General features: G+C 71.3%; 17 protein-coding genes. 10 read left to right on the top strand and 7 right to left on the bottom strand.

The genetic code is table 11. From position 1 onward, the window contains the following. Window positions 1-2 precede the first annotated feature (2 nt). The 3 genes from ACIQVL_RS44475 to ACIQVL_RS44465 all read left to right on the top strand — a co-directional run bounded on the left by ACIQVL_RS44475 (window position 3) and on the right by ACIQVL_RS44465 (window position 2075). Window positions 3-407 carry a MarR family winged helix-turn-helix transcriptional regulator gene (locus ACIQVL_RS44475; RefSeq protein WP_403478342.1) on the top strand — a complete coding sequence of 135 codons (405 nt, stop codon included), beginning with the start codon at window positions 3-5 and terminating at the stop codon, window positions 405-407. A gap of 91 nt (window positions 408-498) precedes the next feature. After that, the gene (locus ACIQVL_RS44470) at window positions 499-1605 is read left to right on the top strand and encodes an LLM class flavin-dependent oxidoreductase (RefSeq protein WP_403478400.1); all 1107 of its coding nucleotides are present in this window, start codon (window positions 499-501) and stop codon (window positions 1603-1605) included. A gap of 104 nt (window positions 1606-1709) precedes the next feature. Beyond that, a complete protein-coding gene (locus ACIQVL_RS44465; RefSeq protein WP_403478399.1) occupies window positions 1710-2075 on the top strand; it encodes a tetratricopeptide repeat protein in 366 nt (121 codons plus the stop codon). A gap of 48 nt (window positions 2076-2123) precedes the next feature. On the opposite strand, the gene ACIQVL_RS44460 is transcribed toward ACIQVL_RS44465, so the two are convergent. Together ACIQVL_RS44460 and ACIQVL_RS44455 are read right to left on the bottom strand one after the other, a co-directional pair. After that, window positions 2124-3026: an HAD family hydrolase gene (locus tag ACIQVL_RS44460; protein ID WP_403478341.1), complete on the bottom strand. Its 903-nt coding sequence runs from the start codon at window positions 3024-3026 to the stop codon at window positions 2124-2126. Between the two features lie 317 nt (window positions 3027-3343). Continuing rightward, on the bottom strand, window positions 3344-3697 hold the full coding sequence (locus ACIQVL_RS44455) for an isochorismatase family protein (protein WP_403478340.1): 354 nt from the start codon (window positions 3695-3697) through the stop codon (window positions 3344-3346). A gap of 224 nt (window positions 3698-3921) precedes the next feature. On the opposite strand from ACIQVL_RS44455, the gene ACIQVL_RS44450 reads away from it, so the two are divergent. Both ACIQVL_RS44450 and ACIQVL_RS44445 read left to right on the top strand, forming a co-directional pair. After that, window positions 3922-4728 carry an SDR family oxidoreductase gene (locus ACIQVL_RS44450; protein WP_403440753.1) on the top strand — a complete coding sequence of 269 codons (807 nt, stop codon included), beginning with the start codon at window positions 3922-3924 and terminating at the stop codon, window positions 4726-4728. A 25-nt stretch (window positions 4729-4753) separates the two neighbouring features. After that, window positions 4754-5593 carry an SDR family oxidoreductase gene (locus ACIQVL_RS44445; protein WP_403478339.1) on the top strand — a complete coding sequence of 280 codons (840 nt, stop codon included), beginning with the start codon at window positions 4754-4756 and terminating at the stop codon, window positions 5591-5593. Window positions 5594-5670: 77 nt separating this feature from the next. On the opposite strand, the gene ACIQVL_RS44440 is transcribed toward ACIQVL_RS44445, so the two are convergent. The 3 genes from ACIQVL_RS44440 to ACIQVL_RS44430 form a co-directional block, all read right to left on the bottom strand. Beyond that, window positions 5671-6057, bottom strand: a complete 387-nt coding sequence (locus tag ACIQVL_RS44440; protein WP_403478338.1) for a carboxymuconolactone decarboxylase family protein — start codon at window positions 6055-6057, stop codon at window positions 5671-5673. 103 nt (window positions 6058-6160) lie between these two features. Further along, on the bottom strand, window positions 6161-6835 hold the full coding sequence (locus ACIQVL_RS44435) for a TetR/AcrR family transcriptional regulator (protein WP_403440760.1): 675 nt from the start codon (window positions 6833-6835) through the stop codon (window positions 6161-6163). Between the two features lie 90 nt (window positions 6836-6925). Next, the gene (locus ACIQVL_RS44430) at window positions 6926-7750 is read right to left on the bottom strand and encodes a mycofactocin-coupled SDR family oxidoreductase (protein ID WP_403478337.1); all 825 of its coding nucleotides are present in this window, start codon (window positions 7748-7750) and stop codon (window positions 6926-6928) included. A 190-nt stretch (window positions 7751-7940) separates the two neighbouring features. Here ACIQVL_RS44430 and ACIQVL_RS44425 point away from each other — a divergent pair, with 190 nt between their 5' ends. Next, window positions 7941-9638 (top strand): AMP-binding protein, encoded by a 1698-nt coding sequence (locus ACIQVL_RS44425; protein ID WP_403478336.1) that lies wholly within the window; start codon window positions 7941-7943, stop codon window positions 9636-9638. 36 nt (window positions 9639-9674) lie between these two features. Here ACIQVL_RS44425 and ACIQVL_RS44420 read toward each other — a convergent pair whose 3' ends face one another. Continuing rightward, window positions 9675-10595 carry a cyclase family protein gene (locus tag ACIQVL_RS44420; protein ID WP_403478335.1) on the bottom strand — a complete coding sequence of 307 codons (921 nt, stop codon included), beginning with the start codon at window positions 10593-10595 and terminating at the stop codon, window positions 9675-9677. A gap of 185 nt (window positions 10596-10780) precedes the next feature. Here ACIQVL_RS44420 and ACIQVL_RS44415 point away from each other — a divergent pair, with 185 nt between their 5' ends. Next, the gene (locus ACIQVL_RS44415) at window positions 10781-12718 is read left to right on the top strand and encodes a flavin-containing monooxygenase (protein WP_403478334.1); all 1938 of its coding nucleotides are present in this window, start codon (window positions 10781-10783) and stop codon (window positions 12716-12718) included. Between the two features lie 85 nt (window positions 12719-12803). Here ACIQVL_RS44415 and ACIQVL_RS44410 read toward each other — a convergent pair whose 3' ends face one another. Next, window positions 12804-13586 carry an SDR family NAD(P)-dependent oxidoreductase gene (locus ACIQVL_RS44410; protein WP_403478333.1) on the bottom strand — a complete coding sequence of 261 codons (783 nt, stop codon included), beginning with the start codon at window positions 13584-13586 and terminating at the stop codon, window positions 12804-12806. Between the two features lie 102 nt (window positions 13587-13688). Between ACIQVL_RS44410 and ACIQVL_RS44405 the strand changes: the two genes are divergently transcribed. The 3 genes from ACIQVL_RS44405 to ACIQVL_RS44395 all read left to right on the top strand — a co-directional run bounded on the left by ACIQVL_RS44405 (window position 13689) and on the right by ACIQVL_RS44395 (window position 17428). After that, complete coding sequence (locus ACIQVL_RS44405; RefSeq protein ID WP_403478332.1) at window positions 13689-14711, top strand: SGNH/GDSL hydrolase family protein; 1023 nt, start codon at window positions 13689-13691, stop codon at window positions 14709-14711. Window positions 14712-14757: 46 nt separating this feature from the next. After that, window positions 14758-15549, top strand: a complete 792-nt coding sequence (locus ACIQVL_RS44400; protein WP_403478331.1) for an SDR family NAD(P)-dependent oxidoreductase — start codon at window positions 14758-14760, stop codon at window positions 15547-15549. A 79-nt stretch (window positions 15550-15628) separates the two neighbouring features. Then, entirely contained in the window at window positions 15629-17428 is a 1800-nt protein-coding gene (locus ACIQVL_RS44395; RefSeq protein WP_403478330.1) for a flavin-containing monooxygenase, read from the top strand. Window positions 17429-17443 lie beyond the last annotated feature (15 nt).

The following is a 17443-nucleotide window of genomic DNA, read 5'->3' as shown; positions in this document are numbered from 1 at the left end:
GGATGCAGGAGAGACTTCACAGCCGGGTGGCTCGCCGCCTGCGGACGGACTCCGGCCTGTCCGCCGCCGACTGCATCGTGCTCGTCCATCTCACCGAGGCGCCCGGCGCCCGTATGCGCTCCGCAGACCTTGCCCAGGCGGTGGAGTGGGCGAAGAGCCGGGTGTCGCACCAGATCTCCCGCATGGTCAAGCGCGGGCTGGCCGTCCGGATGGAGTGCCCCGAGGACGGGCGCGGCGCGTTCGTGGTCATCACCCCGCAAGGGCGGGACGCGATCGCGTCGGCCGCACCCGGCCATGTGGCCACGGTCCGCGATCTCTTCGTCGACCTTCTCGCACCGGAGGAGCTCGGCACGCTCGCGAGGGTCGCGGGCCGTGTCGTCGAGCAGTTGGACAAGCGGTACGAGTAGCGCTGCGCCCGGCGGCAGCGGAATAGGCGCCGGGGTGCCTGCGTTCCCACGATGTAGTTGATGCGTCAACAAAATGGAAAGGCTGAAGGCGATGCAGTTCGGCATCTTCACCGTCGGTGACGTGGCCACGGACCCGAACACGGGCCGTGCGCCGACCGAGCACGAACGGATCAAGGCGATGGTCGCCATCGCGCAGAAGGCCGAAGAGGTGGGGCTCGACGTCTTCGCGACCGGTGAGCACCACAACAGGCCGTTCGTGCCGTCCTCCCCGACCACGATGCTGGGCTGGATCGCCGCCCGTACCGAGCGGATCATCCTGTCCACGTCGACCACGCTGATCACCACCAACGACCCGGTGAAGATCGCCGAGGACTACGCGATGCTCCAGCACCTGGCCGACGGCCGGGTGGACCTGACGATGGGCCGGGGGAACACCGGCCCGGTCTACCCGTGGTTCGGCAAGGACATCCGGCAGGGCATCAACCTCGCTGTCGAGAACTACGCGTTGCTGCGTCGGCTGTGGCGCGAGGACGTCGTGGACTGGGAGGGGAAGTTCCGTACGCCGCTGCAGGGCTTCACCTCCACTCCGCGCCCGCTGGACGGTGTCCCGCCGTTCGTCTGGCACGGCTCGATCCGCTCGCCCGAGATAGCCGAGCAGGCCGCCTACTACGGTGACGGCTTCTTCCACAACAACATCTTCTGGCCCAGGGAGCACACGCAGAAGCTGATCGACCTGTACCGGCAGCGCTACGCGCACTACGGCCACGGCAGCCCGGAGCAGGCGATCGTCGGCCTCGGCGGCCACGTCTTCATGCGCCGCAACTCCCAGGACGCCGTGCGGGAGTTCCGCCCGGTCTTCGACCACTCACCGGTGATGGGCGGCGGGGTCTCCATGGAGGAGTACATGGCGCAGACCCCGCTGACCGTCGGCACCCCCGAGCAGGTCATCGAGAAGACGCTCACCTTCCGCGAGTACGCGGGGGACTACCAGCGTCAGCTGTTCCTGGTGGACGGCGGCGGCATCCCGCTGAAGACCGCCCTGGAACAGATCGACATGCTCGGCGAGGAGGTCGTACCGGTCCTGCGGAAGGAATTCGCCGGGAACCGGCCCGCCGGCGTCCCCGACGCCCCCACCCATGCCTCGCTGCTCGCCGCACGCGACGCGGCCGGCACACCGACCACCGCACGGGCGGTCTGAGACCACCCTGCGCACGCAGCTCGGGAACGGAGGGAACGATGAGCGACAACTTCAACGACTACCCGGCCACCGACGGAGTGGCGCCCGACCGGTAGGCAAGCGCTCTGCACCTGTTCGACAACGGCGTCGGCGCACCGCACGAGGAGAGCGCCATCGAGCGCTGGGAGCGGGCGCAGCTGCTGTTCGAGGGCAGGGACTACATCGGCGCGGCACGGCTGCTCACCGACGTCGTCCAGGAGGCCCCGGAACAGACGGGCCCCAGGCTGTTGCTGGCCCGCGCCTACTACCACTCCGCACAGCTGCGGCGCGCCGAGGAACAACTGCGCCGGATCGTCGAGCGCGACCCGGTGGAACACTACGCCCACCTGCTGCTGGGCCGGACCCTGCAACGCCAGGGCCGCCACGACGAGGCACAGCCCTGGCTGCGTATGGCCGCCGCGTTCTCCGGGGAGTTCCCCGACGGCGACTGAGCGGTGCGGTGGCGCAGGTGCGAGCGGTGGATGCGCACGCACCGGCGATCAGCCTGGAACGGATCCCGGGCCAGGCGCATGTGCACCACATGCGCCGGCCCGCTCGGTCGATCGGCGGACCCGGGCGCTGAGGAAACCCTCCAGCACCCGGGCCACGCCGTCCTCGTCGTTGGAGGGCGCGCGATGGCGGGCGGCCGCCAGCACGTCCGGGTGGCCGTTGGACATGGCGTAGGAGTGGCCGACCGCGCGGAGCATGGGCAGGTCGTTGGGCATGTCACCGAAAGCGGCGATCTCGTCGACGGCGATACCCTGTCGGCCGCTCCAGGCGACCAGGGTGGTCGCCTTGGTGACGTGCGGCGCGCTGAACTCCACCAGGGACAGCCCGGTGGAGTGCGTGGTCTCGGCGCTCGGTCCGGCGGTGTGCCGTGCCTGCCGGTAGAAGTCGGCCAACGGGAGCGCGGGATGGTGGCCGAGGATCTTGACCAGGGGACCGCCCGGGACATGGGCGAGTATCTCCTCGGCCGGACCGACCAGTTCGACTGCCTCGCCTCCGAATGACCAGTCCGGATAGGTCGGTTCATGACCCGAGGCCTCGCCGAACTCGAAGGCGAAGGAGACCCCGGGGATGGCCGCGCGTACGCGTCGCACGAGCCGCACGGCTGCGGGAAACGGGATGGGGAACGTCTGGGCGACGGCCCCGTCCGGGAGATGGACCGTGGCGCCGTTCGCGGCGATGACCACGTGGGGCCTGATCCGCTCCTGCAGTGCCGGTACGCTCCGCGGCGGGCGGCCCGTGACGAGCGCCACGCATATCCCCGCCTCCTCCGCCGCGGCCAACGCGGCTTTCGTCCGGGGCGCCAGCGACCCGTCGCTGCGCAGCAGCGTGCCGTCCAGATCCGTGGCGACCAGCTTCGGTGGCACGGCGAGCGGCGGGAACGGCACGGTGGTCATGAGTGGTGACACCTTCGGGGATCGAACTCCGGATCGACGTCGGGATCGACGGGTGTTCGCTAATCGCAGCAGTAGCGGGACGTGGCACCCGCGGTCATGGTCAAGAGGGCGGCGTAGACGAGGACGGTGACCGCCACGCCAGTGGCCCAGCGGAGCAAGCCGCACTGTGCGTCGCGTCCGCGCGGGGCCCGGCCGGCGGGCGGATCGGGATCGTCGCGCCGGGCAGGAGAGGGGGGAACGGGGGCGGGGGTGACCGGATCGTTACGGCGGCGACCTGTGGGGTCACGGCGAGACACCTGACGGAGGCCGGGCAAGGCCTACCACCCGGAGGCAGGGGCGGTGACAAGCGGACGCGACCGGGCCAAGGTTGGCGAAGAGCCCTCACCGCTCCGCGTAACGGCCCTGTCGTGGCTTTCGAACGGCACACCCCCGCAGGCGTCGGTGACGACGTGGACATCCAGCATCTCGGCGACCGCCCGCAGGGCCGGTGCGCACACCGACGTCTCCGTGCGCAGGCCAGAGATGATCAGGTTCCTGCGTCCGGTGGCCAGTACCCGGTCCGTCACCCTCCGGTCGTCCCATCTGTCGACGAGCGGCCTGTCGATCGGCAGCAGGACACTCGCCTCGGGCGGCGGCAGTGCGACCAGGCCGCGCATCGGTGGCGTGCTCATGGGAACTCCTCAGCCCGTCCCGGGGTTTCCCGTACGCGTAGATGACACATCACTGATAGGTGAAGTGTCAACTATTGCTGTCCCCTCAGGGGCGCTCCGCCGCCCGTGGCCGGCGGCGCGGCGGTCGGCGACGTACAGCCGGCCCTTCCCGCTCCGCTCGCCACCGTGCTCCACTCACTTCTAAGGCAGTTGACTTATTCGGTGATCCGTGTTGGCATCGGCGCATGGACACGTTGCAGGACGCGGTCGCCGTCGTCACCGGTGGAGCCAGTGGAATCGGGCGGGCCACCGCCCACTCCCTGGCCCGGCGCGGGGCGCACGTTCTCGTGGCCGACGTCGACGCGCCCGCCGCGCAGACGGTCGTCGACGAGCTCGCTTCCTACGGTGCCGCCGCCCTGACGGTGCGGTGCGACGTCGCCGCCGACACGGCCTTCGAGGAGCTGAAGGCGTCCGCCCTGGACCGCTTCGGCAGGGTCGACCTCGTGATGAACAACGTCGGGGTGCTCACCCGAGGGCACCCCGACCGCATCCCCGTGGAGGAATGGCAGCGCGTCATCGACATCAACCTCATGTCGGTCGTCCGCAGCAACGCCGTGTTCGTCCCGTACCTCCTCGAACAGGGCCGGGGACACATCGTCAACACCGCGTCCGTCGCGGGCCTTTACACCTACTCGTACGACCGGCTGCCGTACGCGGCGTCCAAGGCGGCGCTCGTGCAGCTCTCCGAGGGGCTGCGGGCCTACCTGCGGCCACGGGGGATCGGGGTGACCCTGCTGTGCCCCGGACCGGTCAGGACCAACATCGCCGCCGCGCGGCTGCCCTGTTTCGGGCCGGTCGTGGCCACGCGCGGCCCCGGCGAGGAGTTCGCCGTCCTGTCCGCGGACACCGTGGGCGAGCAGGTGGCACAGGCGGTGCTGACGGACACGTTCATGGTCCTCACGCACGAACGGGTGCGGGACGTCCTGGTGGAGCGGGCGAGCGACTGGAACGCGTTCATGAGGCGGCAGACGGCCGCCCTGGCCGAGGAATAGCAGCGCACGACACAGGAGAGACCCAATGGACAATCCGTACGCGAGCAAGCGGCCGGACCAGCGACTGGCCGTGGTGATCGGGGCGGGTGGCATGGGCGCGGCGGTGGCGCGGCGCCTGAGCCACGCCTACCGGGTGCTCGTCGCGGACATCGACGCCGAACGGGCGAAGACCCTCGCCCGGGAGCTGACCGACGAGGGCGGTGACGTCGAGCCCGTCGCGTGCGACGTGACCAGCACGACGTCGGTCGACTCTCTCGCCCGCGCGGTGGCGGACGCCGGCGGATTCAGGGTCCTCGCGCATGTCGCCGGACTCTCCCCGGCCGCCGAGAACTTCCAGCAGATCCTGCGGGTGAACCTCACAGGACCGGCCCTCGTGACCCGGGCGCTGCTGCCGCACGCGACCGCCGGGGCCGCGGCGATCCTCGTCTCCTCGCTGGCGGGCCACGGCTTCACCCCGGCACCGGCGGTCGCGCCCCTGCTGACGGAGCCTCACGACGAGCGGACGGCCGAGCGCATCGAGGCGGAGACGCCTCCGGAGAACCGCTCCGGGGCCCTGGCGTACCAGATCTCCAAGTACGGCCTGCTGTCCCTGTGCCGGCGCGAGGCCGGCGCGTGGGGCGAGCACGGAGCGCGCATCGTCTCCCTGTCCCCGGGGCTCATCGCCACCCCCATGGGCGCCATCGAGTTCGAGCACAGCCCGACCAAGCGCGACCTGCTGACCCGGACCCCGCTGGGCCGGCAGGGCACGATGCTGGAGATCGCGGACGCCGTCGAGTTCCTGGCGTCGGACCGCGCGTCGTTCATCTCCGGCACGGACCTCCTCGTAGACGGAGGGCTGGCCGGAACCTTGATCCCGACACCCTGAGCGTGGACCGGGCGGAGTACGAGGGAGGGACGGTGGCGCCGACGCCACCGTCCCTCCCTCGTACTCCGCCCGGCGATTCAGTCCGTGGACTGCGGGGGGTCCAGAACCTCGCGTCCGACCTGTCCCGCGAGGGCGGCGGCCGGGAAACCCGCATAGGCGGCGGAGTGGAAGACGACCTCCTCCAGCTCCTCGCGCGTGAGGCCGTTGCGCAGCGCGGTGGGGAAGTGGATCCGCAGTTCGCCGTCGGCCCGCAGCGCGATGAGGATGCCGAGGGTCACCAGGCTGCGGGCCCGCAGATCCAGCCCCGGGCGCACCCACAGCCGGCCGAACACGGTCTCCAGGCTCTGCTCGCCGAGACCGGTCGCGAACCCGTCCCGAAGCCGGAGCTGGTCGCTGTCGCCGGAGGTCAGGTCCGGAATCATCTGACGCAGCAGCGCCAAGCCGTCGTCGCGGGCAGTACTCATCGGACTCCGATCGTCACAGGGAAGGGATCGCCGGGAAGGGATCCGAGGGGCAGGAGGTCTGAGGGGGGAGGAGGTCTGAGGGGGGAGGAGGCGGGACAGGGGCCTAGATGAAGGGCGGCCAGGCCACGCCGGCCGCCTCGTCCTCGGAGAGCGGGGCGAGCGACTCCGGCGAGGGGGTCGCCAGCAGCGATCCGACCAGGCTGTCGACCAGGTCGGCCAGTTCGAGGCCGAAGGGCGGCACGGGCCGCCCCAGGGAACGGGCGCGCTCGCGGTCCGCGGCGGTCTGCACGATCAGGGTCATCGCACGGGCGAGCCGATGGGCCCGCAAGTGCTCGGGCAGATGCGGCAGATGGGCTCCGAGCCGCTGGTGGAAGTCGTGCAGCGAGGCGCGTACTTCTTCCGGCAGCCGGTCGAGGAGCTCCTGGTGGCCTTGCTGGCGCAGGGTGGCGATGAAGCCCAGGTAGTGGCTGCCGGGCTGTTCGCCCTGCTCAAGGATGGCCAGCGCCTGGCACTTGAGCAGGCTCCGCAGGTCACCGGCGCGATGGCGCTCCAGCAGCTGTGTCCGGCGGGCGTGCAGGGCGGGCAGGCGGTACTCGATGACGGCGTCGACGAGCCGGTCCTTGGAGCCGAAGTGGTACTGGACGACGGAGTTGTTGCCTGCCCCCGCCGCCGTGCCGATCTGCCGCAGGGACACGCCGTCGATGCCGTGCAGCGCGAACAGCCGCTCGGCCGCCGTCACGATCTCCGCCTTGGTCGAACTCAGACTCGTTCCCGTCACCCGACCATGCCAGCACGTCTCACTCTTTAAGTCAATGCACTTAAAATGCAGGCACCCGTGCCAGTCCGAGTGAGCCATCGGTCCGTGCAGTCACCGGACGCCGAATCCGGCGTCCAGCGGCCACTGGACACCCGTGATGAACCGCGTCCGGTCCGACACCAGGTAGGCGACGGCGTCGGCGATGTCCTCGGGCTGGAGGATGTCGATGGGCAGGGCGTTGCGCATCTGGGCGATCTCGCTGTCCGGCTGCGCGGCCTTCCTGGCCAGCGCCTCGTTCTGGGTCATCCCGGTGGCCACACCGGTCGGGTGGATCGTGTTCACCCGGATCATGTGCGGGGCAAGGTCGTTCGCCAGCGTCTGCATGTAGCCGACGAGTCCGCGTTTGGCGGCGGTGTACGCCTGCGCGCCCGCGTTCGGTGAGCCCGTCCCCCTGATGCCCGCGCTGGAACTCGTGATCACGATCGAGCCGCCCCGGCCGCCGTCGATCATGGCCTGGAGACCGGCCCGGACCGTGTGGAACACACCGGTGAGGTTGGTGTCGACGATGTCCCGCCAGATCTCGACGAACTCGTCCCCCGCCTCCTCGGTGTAGCGGACGATGCCCGCGTTGGCGAGGATGAGGTCCAGCCGGCCGAACTCGGCGTGCCCCTCGTCGAACGCGGCCTTGAGGCCTGGGTAGTCGCGTACGTCGGCCTGCAGGGCGACCATACGGCGCCCCTGCGCCCGCACCAGCCGCACCGTCTCGGCCAGGTCGTCCGGCGACGCGTTGGGATAGTCCATCGTCCTGACGGCCCCGCAGATGTCGACCCCGATGACGTCCACGCCCTCACGGGCCAGCCGCACCGCGTGCGCCCTGCCCTGCCCGCGGGCCGCGCCGGTGATGAACGCGACCTTGCCGACGAGCGACCCGGCCATCCGCGCCTCCTCTGCTCGATAGCTCGATTGCCTGATTGCTCGATTCGGTTTCTTCGTGCGCTCCCGCAGCATGCCGGGACCGGCGGCATCGGGGGCGACAGGCTTCCGTTCAGTGGAACGGGCTCATCGGGCGAAGCCGCCGGCTGGTAGCCCTGTGCCGTCGAGTGATGCGGCGACGGAGGAGACGGCAGTGAGCGTGACACCCGAGCAGCGGCGGCGCGACCTCCTCGGGCTGCGGGAACGCTGGTACGCGGAGGGGCACTACTCGTCGCGGACCATGGCCGACGCCCTCGCGGACGCCGGCCGGCGCGTCCCCGGGACGCGGTTCGTATTCGCCGCGGAGGCCGGGACGGGAACCGAGACGGAGACCGGGACCGGCACCGGGACCGATGCCGGGACGACCACGGTCACCCTGGCCGAGGTGCTGGCTCTCGCAGGGCGTGCGGCGACCGGGCTGCGCGCCCTGGGGGTGCGGCCCGGCGACGTGGTGGCCGTCCAGGTCCCCAACCGCCTGGAGCTGATCGTCTCGTACTTCGGCGCATGGCTGGCCGGGGCCGTCGTCCTCCCCGTCACCCACATCTACGGCTCGGCGGAGGTCGGCGTCATCCTGCGGGACGCCGGCGCGAAGGTGCTGGTGCTGCCCGACGCCTGGCGGTCCATCGACTTCACCGACCGCCTGGCCCGGCTCGACGGCGGCCCGGGACTCGAACACGTCGTCATGATCGGCGACCGGACCGCACCCGGCGCGATGCCCTGGACCGACCTCGTGGCCGGGACCGCACAGGCAGCTCTGCCCACGGGCGTGCACGCCGACGACGTCTGCGCGCTGATCTACACCTCCGGGACGACCGGCGTCCCCAAGGGCGTCCAGCACACGCACAACACCCTGCTGCACGAGCTCCGCAAGGGCGACCTGATGAACGAGGCCGGGCCGCAGGACATCCGCCTCATCCCCTGGCCCTCGGGCCATGTCGCCGGACTGCTCGCCGCGTGCAGCGGGATCGTCTCGGGCACCGACACGGTCCACATGGACCGCTGGAACCCCGTGCGCGCCGTCGAACTCGTCGAGAAGTACCGGTGCACGATCACCAGCGGGACACCGCTGCACGTGGAAGCGCTCCTGAAGGCCGCCGAGGAGAGCGGCCACGACATCTCCAGCCTGCGCTTCGTGCAGATCGGCGCCGCGGGCGTCCCGCCCGCGCTGGTCGCCCGCGCCGACGCGGCCGGCCTCGTCATGGCCCGCGCCTACGGCAGCACCGAGCACCCCCGATGCGCCACCTCGCCCCTGGACGCCTCCGCGCACCAGCGCGCGGCGACCGACGGTCTCGCGCGGTTCGGCGACGAGATACGGATCGTCGACGAGCAGCTGCGCTCCCGGCCGGCGGGGGAGACGGGCGAGGTCGTGACCCGTGGCCCCAGCCAGTTCGTCGGCTACCGGGACCCGGCGCACGACGATTCGGCGTTTCTGCCCGGCGGCTGGTTCCGCACCGGGGACGTCGGACGGCTGGACGGGGACGGCCGGCTCACCGTCACCGACCGCATCAAGGACATCATCATCAGGGGCGGGGAGAACATCGCCTCCAAGGAGGTCGAGGACATCCTCGCCACCCATCCCCGGGTGCGGCACGCGGCCGTGGTCGCCGAACCGGACCCGCGCTACGGCGAGCGGGTCGCCGCGTTCGTGGTCCTCGACGGCGGCACCCTCGACGTCGAGGAGGTACGCGAGCTGTTCGCCCGGCACCGGGTGGCACCGCAGAAGGCGCCCGAGCGCGTCGAGGTGGTCGCCGACCTGCCGCGGGCCCCGTCGGGCAAGGTCCGCAAGTACGAACTGCGCGACCGGCTGCGGGCGCCGGCGGCGGACGGGCCGGTCGAGGAAACCGGTCCGTGACCGTCGTGACCATCGTGACCGCCGTGGCCGTGCCCGTCAGCGCACGGCCACGGGGTTCACCAGGCCGCCGGTGCTGTGCAGGAAGGGTTCGGGAGTCGCGTCGAGCAGGAAGGTGTGGCGGCGGTCCCGGGCACAGGCCGCCGCGAGCTCTTCGAGCACCCAGTTCTGGCCCTGGACCATGCCCATCATCACCAGGCACAGCACGTGGACGGGCAGCATGACGTCCTCGGCCTTCGACGGCAGCAGCTCCATGGGCATGTTGTCGATCGCGGCGGCGGCCGCCCCCCGCGCGTGGAAGAAGAGCGGGGCGTCGAAGTCGAGCGCGGGAACGGGCCGGCGATAGCGCGGTACGTCGCCCGCGAGGAAGTACGACGCCTGTCCGGTACGGACGAGGACGATGTCGCCCTCCTCCACCGGGGTCCCCTGGGCCTCCTCGACGGCCTCCAGGACGGACCGCGTGACCGGGAACCCGCCGGGCAGGACGTCGACGCCCTGATGCCGGGCCACGTCCAGCAGAATGCCGCGCGACACGATGGGGCCGGCCGTATCGATGCCGAGCCTCGCGGCGCCGAAGGCGTCGACGGCGTCCGCGGGCACGCCGTTGTACATCAGGCCCCGGTGGCTGCAGTGCGACAGCGCGTCCCAATGCGTGGCCGCCTGCGTCGGGGTCACCACGATGTCGTCGCTGTAGGCGGCCGCGTCCGGGCCGGGGCCCATCGGTGTGTTGATGGCCAGCATGGTCCGGACCGGGTTGATCCGGCCCCGTACCCCCACGCCGTTCTGCGGGCCGTCCAGCGACAACGGCATGGCCAGGGAGAAGGTCTCGCCCGTGACCACCGCGGCCGTCCCCCTCCTGACCACCTCGGGGGTGACGAGGTTGAGCGTGCCGCGCTGGTCGTCCACGCCCCAGCGCCCCCAGTTGCCCACCTGCCCCGCCAGGACGTCGAACTCGGCCACACTCAACACGGTCTCCGCCTCTCGCCGTTGTGCGTCGACCGGCATTCACCCCGTTCGTCCAAGGCCCTGCCGGGCGGATCCCGGTCAGTGGAAACCCCACCGGGGCGTTGATCCCTCCCCTGCTTTCCTCAAGTCGGATCCGGTCGACCGGGGAGGAGCACCATGACCAGGCGCGGAGGAACCACATGACGGGGAAGGACGGTCCCGCGCCGGGAGCGTCACCGCGCGTGGACCGGGCGTTCGTCGACCGCGCACTGGACGACGCGGACCTGAACGCCCTGAGGCTCGCGCTGTACCAGGCCACCGCGGACGAGTCCCTGCTCGAACTGGAGCTGAGGACCGTCCCGATGTACGGCGGCGCGCTCCGGCAGACCGTCGTCGCCGACGAGGCCGTCGACCAACTGCGGGCACAGGCAAGGGAATTCCTGCTCGACCCACCCGAGGACTTCACCGAGACGCGCCCCGACGACGCCGAACTGCGGCGCATGTACGAGGCGTTCGGCGGCGAGAAGCTCACCGACCGGGACTGGGCCTACCGGCGTGGACTCGCCGCCTTCGACGACCATCCGAGGCTGGCCCGGTGGACCGGCCCGCGACCCGCCCTGCCCGAGGACTTCCACGTGGCCGTCGTCGGCGCCGGCTTCGGGGGCATCGCCATGGCCGTACAACTGGAGCACCTGGGCATCCCGTACACGATCTACGAGCGGCGCTCGGAACTGGGCGGCACCTGGAGCATCAACACCTACCCCGACGTGCGGGTGGACACCACCAACTTCCTCTACCAGTTCTTCTTCGAGAAGAACTATCCGTGGACCGAGTACTTCGCCCGGGCCGGCGAGGTACGCGGATACCTCGAACACGTCGCCAGGAAGTACGGCGTCCACGAGCACATCAGCTTCGACAGCGACGTGCGGGAGGCGTCCTTCGACGCGGCGACCGGGCGCTGGACGATCGAGGCCGTGGTGGACGGCCGGGTGCGGCACCTCACCGCCAACGCCGTGGTGAGCGCGAGCGGGCTGTTCGCCACCCCCAGGCGACTTGACGTGCCCGGCGTCGAGGGCTTCCGTGGCGAGGTCGTGCACACCGCCGAGTGCACGGGCCGGGAACGGCTCGACGGCCGCGACGTCGCCATCATCGGCAACGGCTCGACCGGCGTGCAGATGCTGTCCTCCGTGCGCAGCCGCGCCCGCAGCGTGGGCGTCTTCCAGCGCACCCCGCAGTGGATCACCCCGCGCGAACGCTACGGCGAGCCCATCCGCCCGGAGACGCGCTGGCTCCTGGACACCATGCCGTACTACTGGAACTGGTACTGCTACTCCGCCGCCGCCCTCCGCCTCGGCGGCCAGGTCCTCCAGGAGCCGGACCCGCGGTGGCAGGCCGCGGGCGGTCTGGTCAGCGAGGCGAACGACGCGTACCGCGAGACCCTCACCCGGTACGTCAAGTCCCAGCTGGGCAGCCGCCCCGACCTGTGGGACAAGCTCATTCCCCGGCACGCTCCCATGGCACGCCGGCTCATCGTCGACAACAACTGGTACGCCTCGCTGCTCAAGGACGACGTCGAGCTGGTCACGGAGACCATCGAACGCTTCACCCCGACCGGGATCCGCACCGCGGACGGCAGGGAACGCGACTACGACCTCGTCTTCACGGCCACCGGCTTCGTCACCCAGAAATACCTGTGGCCGACCCGCTACCGCGGCCTCGCCGACGAGACCCTGGAGGAGCGGTGGAGCGACCCCGCGAGCGGCGGTCCGCGCGCCTACCTCGGCCTCACCGTGCCCGGCTTCCCGAACCTGTTCATCATGTACGGCCCCAACGCGCAGAACCGCTCCGGGTCGCTCATCGTGTGGATGGAGACCTGGGCGCGCTACATAGGCGAGGCGCTGGTCGCCCTCGTCGAGACGGGGCACAGGTATCTGACCGTCCGCGAGGAGGTCTTCGAGGACTACAACCGCCGCCTGGACGCGGCGATGCGCGCCCTCGTCTGGTACGACCCGGCCTCGACGGAACGCAACTACTACGTCAACGAGTTCGGCAGGCAGCAGGTCAACGCGCCCTGGCGGCTGGAGGAGTACCACGAGCTCCTCGCCCGGTTCGAGCCGGAGCACTATGACTTCGGCTGAACACCGGCCGGGACGCGAGCCCGCGACCACGCAGGGCGGGGCGGCTGCGCGCGTCCCCTGCCGCGCCGCCCCGCCACCGCGGACGTCAGGACTCCGCGTACGCGAACTTCCGGCCCGTGCCGCCGTCGACCACCAGTGTCTGGCCCGTGATCCACGCCGACAGGTCGGTGAGGAAGAACAGGATCGCCGACGCGATGTCGCTGGTCGCGCCCACCCGGCCGAGTGGCACCCGGGCGCCCGCCCGCTCGTAGTAACCGGGCTCCGGATGGCGCTCGGCGATGCGCGGGGTGGCCGTCTGACCGGGCGCGACGACGTTCGCGCGGATGCCCGGGCCGAGTTCGAGGCAGGCGGTGCTCACCAGGTTGGAGAGACCGGCCTTCGCGACCCCGTACACCGCGTGGCCGGGAGCGGACCGCAGGCCCGAGACGGAGCCGACGAACACCATCGCACCGCCCTCCGGCATGGCCTTCGCACCGATCTGCAGGGCCAGGAAGGCATGGCGGAGATTCAGGTCGAGCCCACGCTGCCAGAGCTCGTCGGTCACGTCGCCCAGCGGGCCGTTGTCGGCGATGCCGATGATGTCCGCGATCCCGTGGACGGGACCGAAGCGCTCTACGGCGTCGCCGAAGATCCGCTCGACGTCCGCGCGGACGGTCGCGTCACCGGTGAGCGCCAGACCGCCGACCTCCTCGGCGACCGCCTCGGCCCGCTTCCGGTCCGCGTCGACCACGGACACCTTGGCGCCGACGCCCGCCGCGGCGAGACAGGTCTGGCGGCCGATGCCCAGCCCACCGCCGAGGACCAGGACGTGTCTGCCCGTCAGGTCGATCAACCCACGGTAATCGGGGGTCAGTTCCGTGATGCTCATCGCTACACCTCAGCTCTGTAGGTATATCGATCAGGAAATATAGATGTATCAGCTGAAAACATTCAATAGCAGGGCAGTTGATGACAGAGGGGCGGTGCTCGAATGATCCGGGTTCAGCCCGAACGCTTCCTCCACGGCGTCCTGCCGGGGGTGTCCTGGACCGGCGGCGGCTCGCGGCTGCCGCTCGCGGTCGGCACGAAGCTGACGGCCGACACCGTCCGGGCCGCCCGGGTGCCGGCCGGCCTGTATCTGGCCTTCACCGGCCCGGCGTCGACGGTCGAGCTGACGGTGGAGACGGGGGAGCGGACCAGCGTGCCGGCCCCGACTCTCCCCGAGGCCTTCGCCGTACGGGTGCCGGGTTTCCCGGCCCGGCTGGTGCCCCTGCCGCCCGGTGGCGGGACTGAGCTGATAGTGCTGCCCGCGCGCGACCCGAGCAGCGTCGTGCGCGTCTACTTCCCGGAGGCGGCCGAGGTGAGGGTCGTCGCCCTGGGGGCCGACCGCCGCCTCGAACCCGTCGAGCCGGGACCTCGCTGGGTGGTGTACGGCGACTCCGTCACCCAGGGCTGGTCGGTGTCGGCGCCCGGTCTGGCCTGGCCCACCCTGGTCGCCGAGGCGCTCGGCCTCGACCTGGTCAACCTCGGCTTCGCGGGCGCCGCCCGGGGCGAACTGCCCACCGCCGACGTCGTGGCCGCCTCCGGCGCCGCCGCCGTGGCCCTGGCGTGGGGAACGAACGCCTACTCGTCCCTGCCGACGAGCCCCGCCCAGCTCGCCGAGACCACCCGGCTCTACCTCACCGCCGTACGCCAGGGCCTGCCCGACGTCCCCGTCCTCGTCGTCAGCCCGATCGTCCGTCCGGCGGCGGAGAAGGTACCCAACCGCTTCGGCGCGAGCCTCGCGGAACTGCGCGCCGCGATGGAGGACGCGGTGCGCCGCTTCGCCGAGGCGACCCAGGACGACCGTCTGGTCCTGCTCCCGGGGCGGGACCTCGTACCGGCCGCACACCTCGTGGACGGAGTGCACCCGGGCGACGAGGGCCACCGCGCCCTCGCCGAGCGCGTCACGCCGCACGTCGCGGCCGGACTCGGCCGACACACGCCACCGGCGCGTCCGGTGTCCGGCCGCTGACGGAACACCAGCACGCAACCGCCGTACGGCAGTGGGGAGAGACGAGATGGACCTGGCACAGGCGTTCCGGCTGACCGGAAAGGTGGCGGTGGTCACCGGCGCGGGGAGCGGCATCGGACGGGCCGTCGCGGGCGTGCTCGCCGCGGCCGGCGCCCGGGTCGTCGCCGCCGACCTGGACGCGGAGAGCGCCGAGGCCACCACGGCCGGCGTCGCGAAGGACGGCGGGACAGCCGTGGCCCGGCAGGTGGACGTGGCGGATCCGGCCGCCGTGACCGCGCTGGTCGACGACACGGTCTCCCGGTTCGGACACCTCGACGTCCTGGTCAACAACGCCGGCATCATGATCCGCCGCCCCCTCACGGAGGTCCCGCCGGACGAGTTCGACCGGGTCCTCGCGGTCAACCTCAAGAGCGTCCTCTACGGCTGCCAGGCCGCGGCCCGCGTGATGCGGCCGGGGTCGAGCATCGTCAACACCCTGTCCACGATCATCGACTTCGCCACCGCGGGCACGGGGTCCTACGCCGCCACGAAGAAGGGCGGCGAGGCCCTGACCCGTACGTTCGCCGTCGAACTGGGACCCCGCGGCATCCGGGTCAACGGCGTCGCACCCGGCTGGACGGACACCGGCATCACCCGGCAGCGGCACACGGACCCCTCCGGCGGGTTCCGGCAGAGCGGGTTCGACGAACTCGGCCACAGGATGGCCGCCGCCGCTCCCCTCGGCCGGGTCGCCGAGCCGATCGACTCGGCCCACGCCGTCCTCTACCTCGCGTCGGAAGCGAGCCGGTGCGTCACCGGACACGTCGTCCGCGTCAACGGTGGCGCGTCCATGGCCTGACGCGGCTCGCCGGCATCTCGGCGAGCAGGCGGGCCGCGGACCAGGGCATCCTCGAACGCCACAGAACGGAGAAGCAGGCATGACGCAGACTTCGGCCGAGCGCACGGATCTCGATCGGGCGCGCGCCAGGTACCGGGCCGAGCGGGACAAGCGCCTCGACCCCTCGCGCAGCGAGGTCCTCGACCTCGCGCGACACGGGGAGCTGGTCGAGGACCCGTTCACGGCCGTCGTACCGCGCGAGCCGCTGCACGACAGCGTCGACGCGGTCGTGGTGGGCGGCGGATTCGGCGGCCTGCTCACCGCCGCCCATCTGCGCAAGGCGGGCCTCGACCGGATCCGCATCGTGGAGAAGGGAGGCGATGTCGGAGGCGTGTGGTACTGGAACCGGTACCCGGGCGTGATGTGCGACGTCGAGTCGTACATCTACCTGCCGCTGCTCGAAGAGCTGGACTACATGCCCCGGCACCGCTACTCCTACGGCGCCGAGATCCACACCCACACCCAGCGGCTGGCCCGGCACTTCGGGCTCTACGACCACGCGCTCTTCCACACGTCGGTGACAGGACTGGACTGGGACGAGCCAAGCGCCCGGTGGACCGTGCGCACGGACCGCGGGGACGGGTTCCGGGCCCGGTACGCGGTGGTGGCCCACGGATCGTTCACCTCGCTGAAACTGCCTGCCATCGAGGGCATCGACGACTTCGAGGGCAAGCTGTTCCACACCTCCCGCTGGGACTACGACTACACCGGCGGTGACGCCTCCAGCCCCATGACCAGGCTCGGGGACAAGACGGTCGGCGTCGTCGGCACCGGCGCGTCCGCCGTCCAGATCGTCGCCCCGCTCGCTGCGGCCGCCCGCGAGCTCCTCGTCTTCCAGCGGACCCCCTCCACGGTCGCCGTCCGCGACAACCGGGAGACGGACCAGGACTGGTTCCGCACCCTGGAGCCGGGCTGGCAGCAGCGGCGGCGGGAGAACTTCACCCGCGTCACCAACGGGGAGAAGGTCACCGAGGACCTGGTCGGCGACGGATGGACCGTCTTCTACCACGCGGTACCCGACAGCGACGAGCACGGCGGACCCACGCCCGAACAGCTCGCGGAACGGCGGGAGCTGGCCGACCTGCGGCACATGGAGACCATCCGGGCCAGGATCGACACGACCGTACGGGACCCCGGGACCGCCGAGGCGCTCAAGCCCTACTACCGCTACCAGTGCGAGCGCCCCTGCTACCACGACGAGTACCTGCCGGCCTTCAACCGGCCGAACGTGCGGCTGGTCGACACCCAGGGACAGGGGGTCCGACGGATCACCCCCCGCGGGGTCGTCGTCGGCGGCGTCGAGTACCCGCTCGACTGCCTCGTCCTCGCGACCGGCTTCGACCAGGACTCCGCGTACACGGACCGGGTGGGCCTCGACGTGACCGGCCGCGACGGCAGCACCCTCTCCGGCAAGTGGAAGGACGGTCCGGAGACGCTGCACGGTGTGATGTCGAGCGGCTTCCCCAACTTCTTCCTGCTGCCGCCGAACTACACCCAGGGCACCGCCGCGATCAACTTCTCCCACATCCTGGAGGAGACCGCGCGCCACATCTCCTTCCTCATCGCCGAGTTCGAACGGCAGGGAGTGATCGCGGACGTCACCCGGCAGGCCGAGGAGGCATACGTCGAGCAGGTGGTCGACGGCTCCGGCCTGGTCCTGCTGGGCTCGGGCGGCTTCCTCAAGGACTGCACACCGGGACGCTGGAACAACGAAGGGCGCCCCGAGGACAGGCCCCGCAAGAACGCGAACTACCCGGGCACCTCCACGGCGTACTTCGAGATGCTCGCCGAGTGGCGGCAGCGCGGGGAGTTCACCGGACTGAGCTTCACCCGCACCTGACCCGGTGGCGCCGCC

Source organism: Streptomyces sp. NPDC090499 (genome assembly GCF_044769305.1).
Taxonomy (GTDB): domain Bacteria; phylum Actinomycetota; class Actinomycetes; order Streptomycetales; family Streptomycetaceae; genus Streptomyces.
This window is presented reverse-complemented; position numbering and strand designations above follow the sequence as displayed.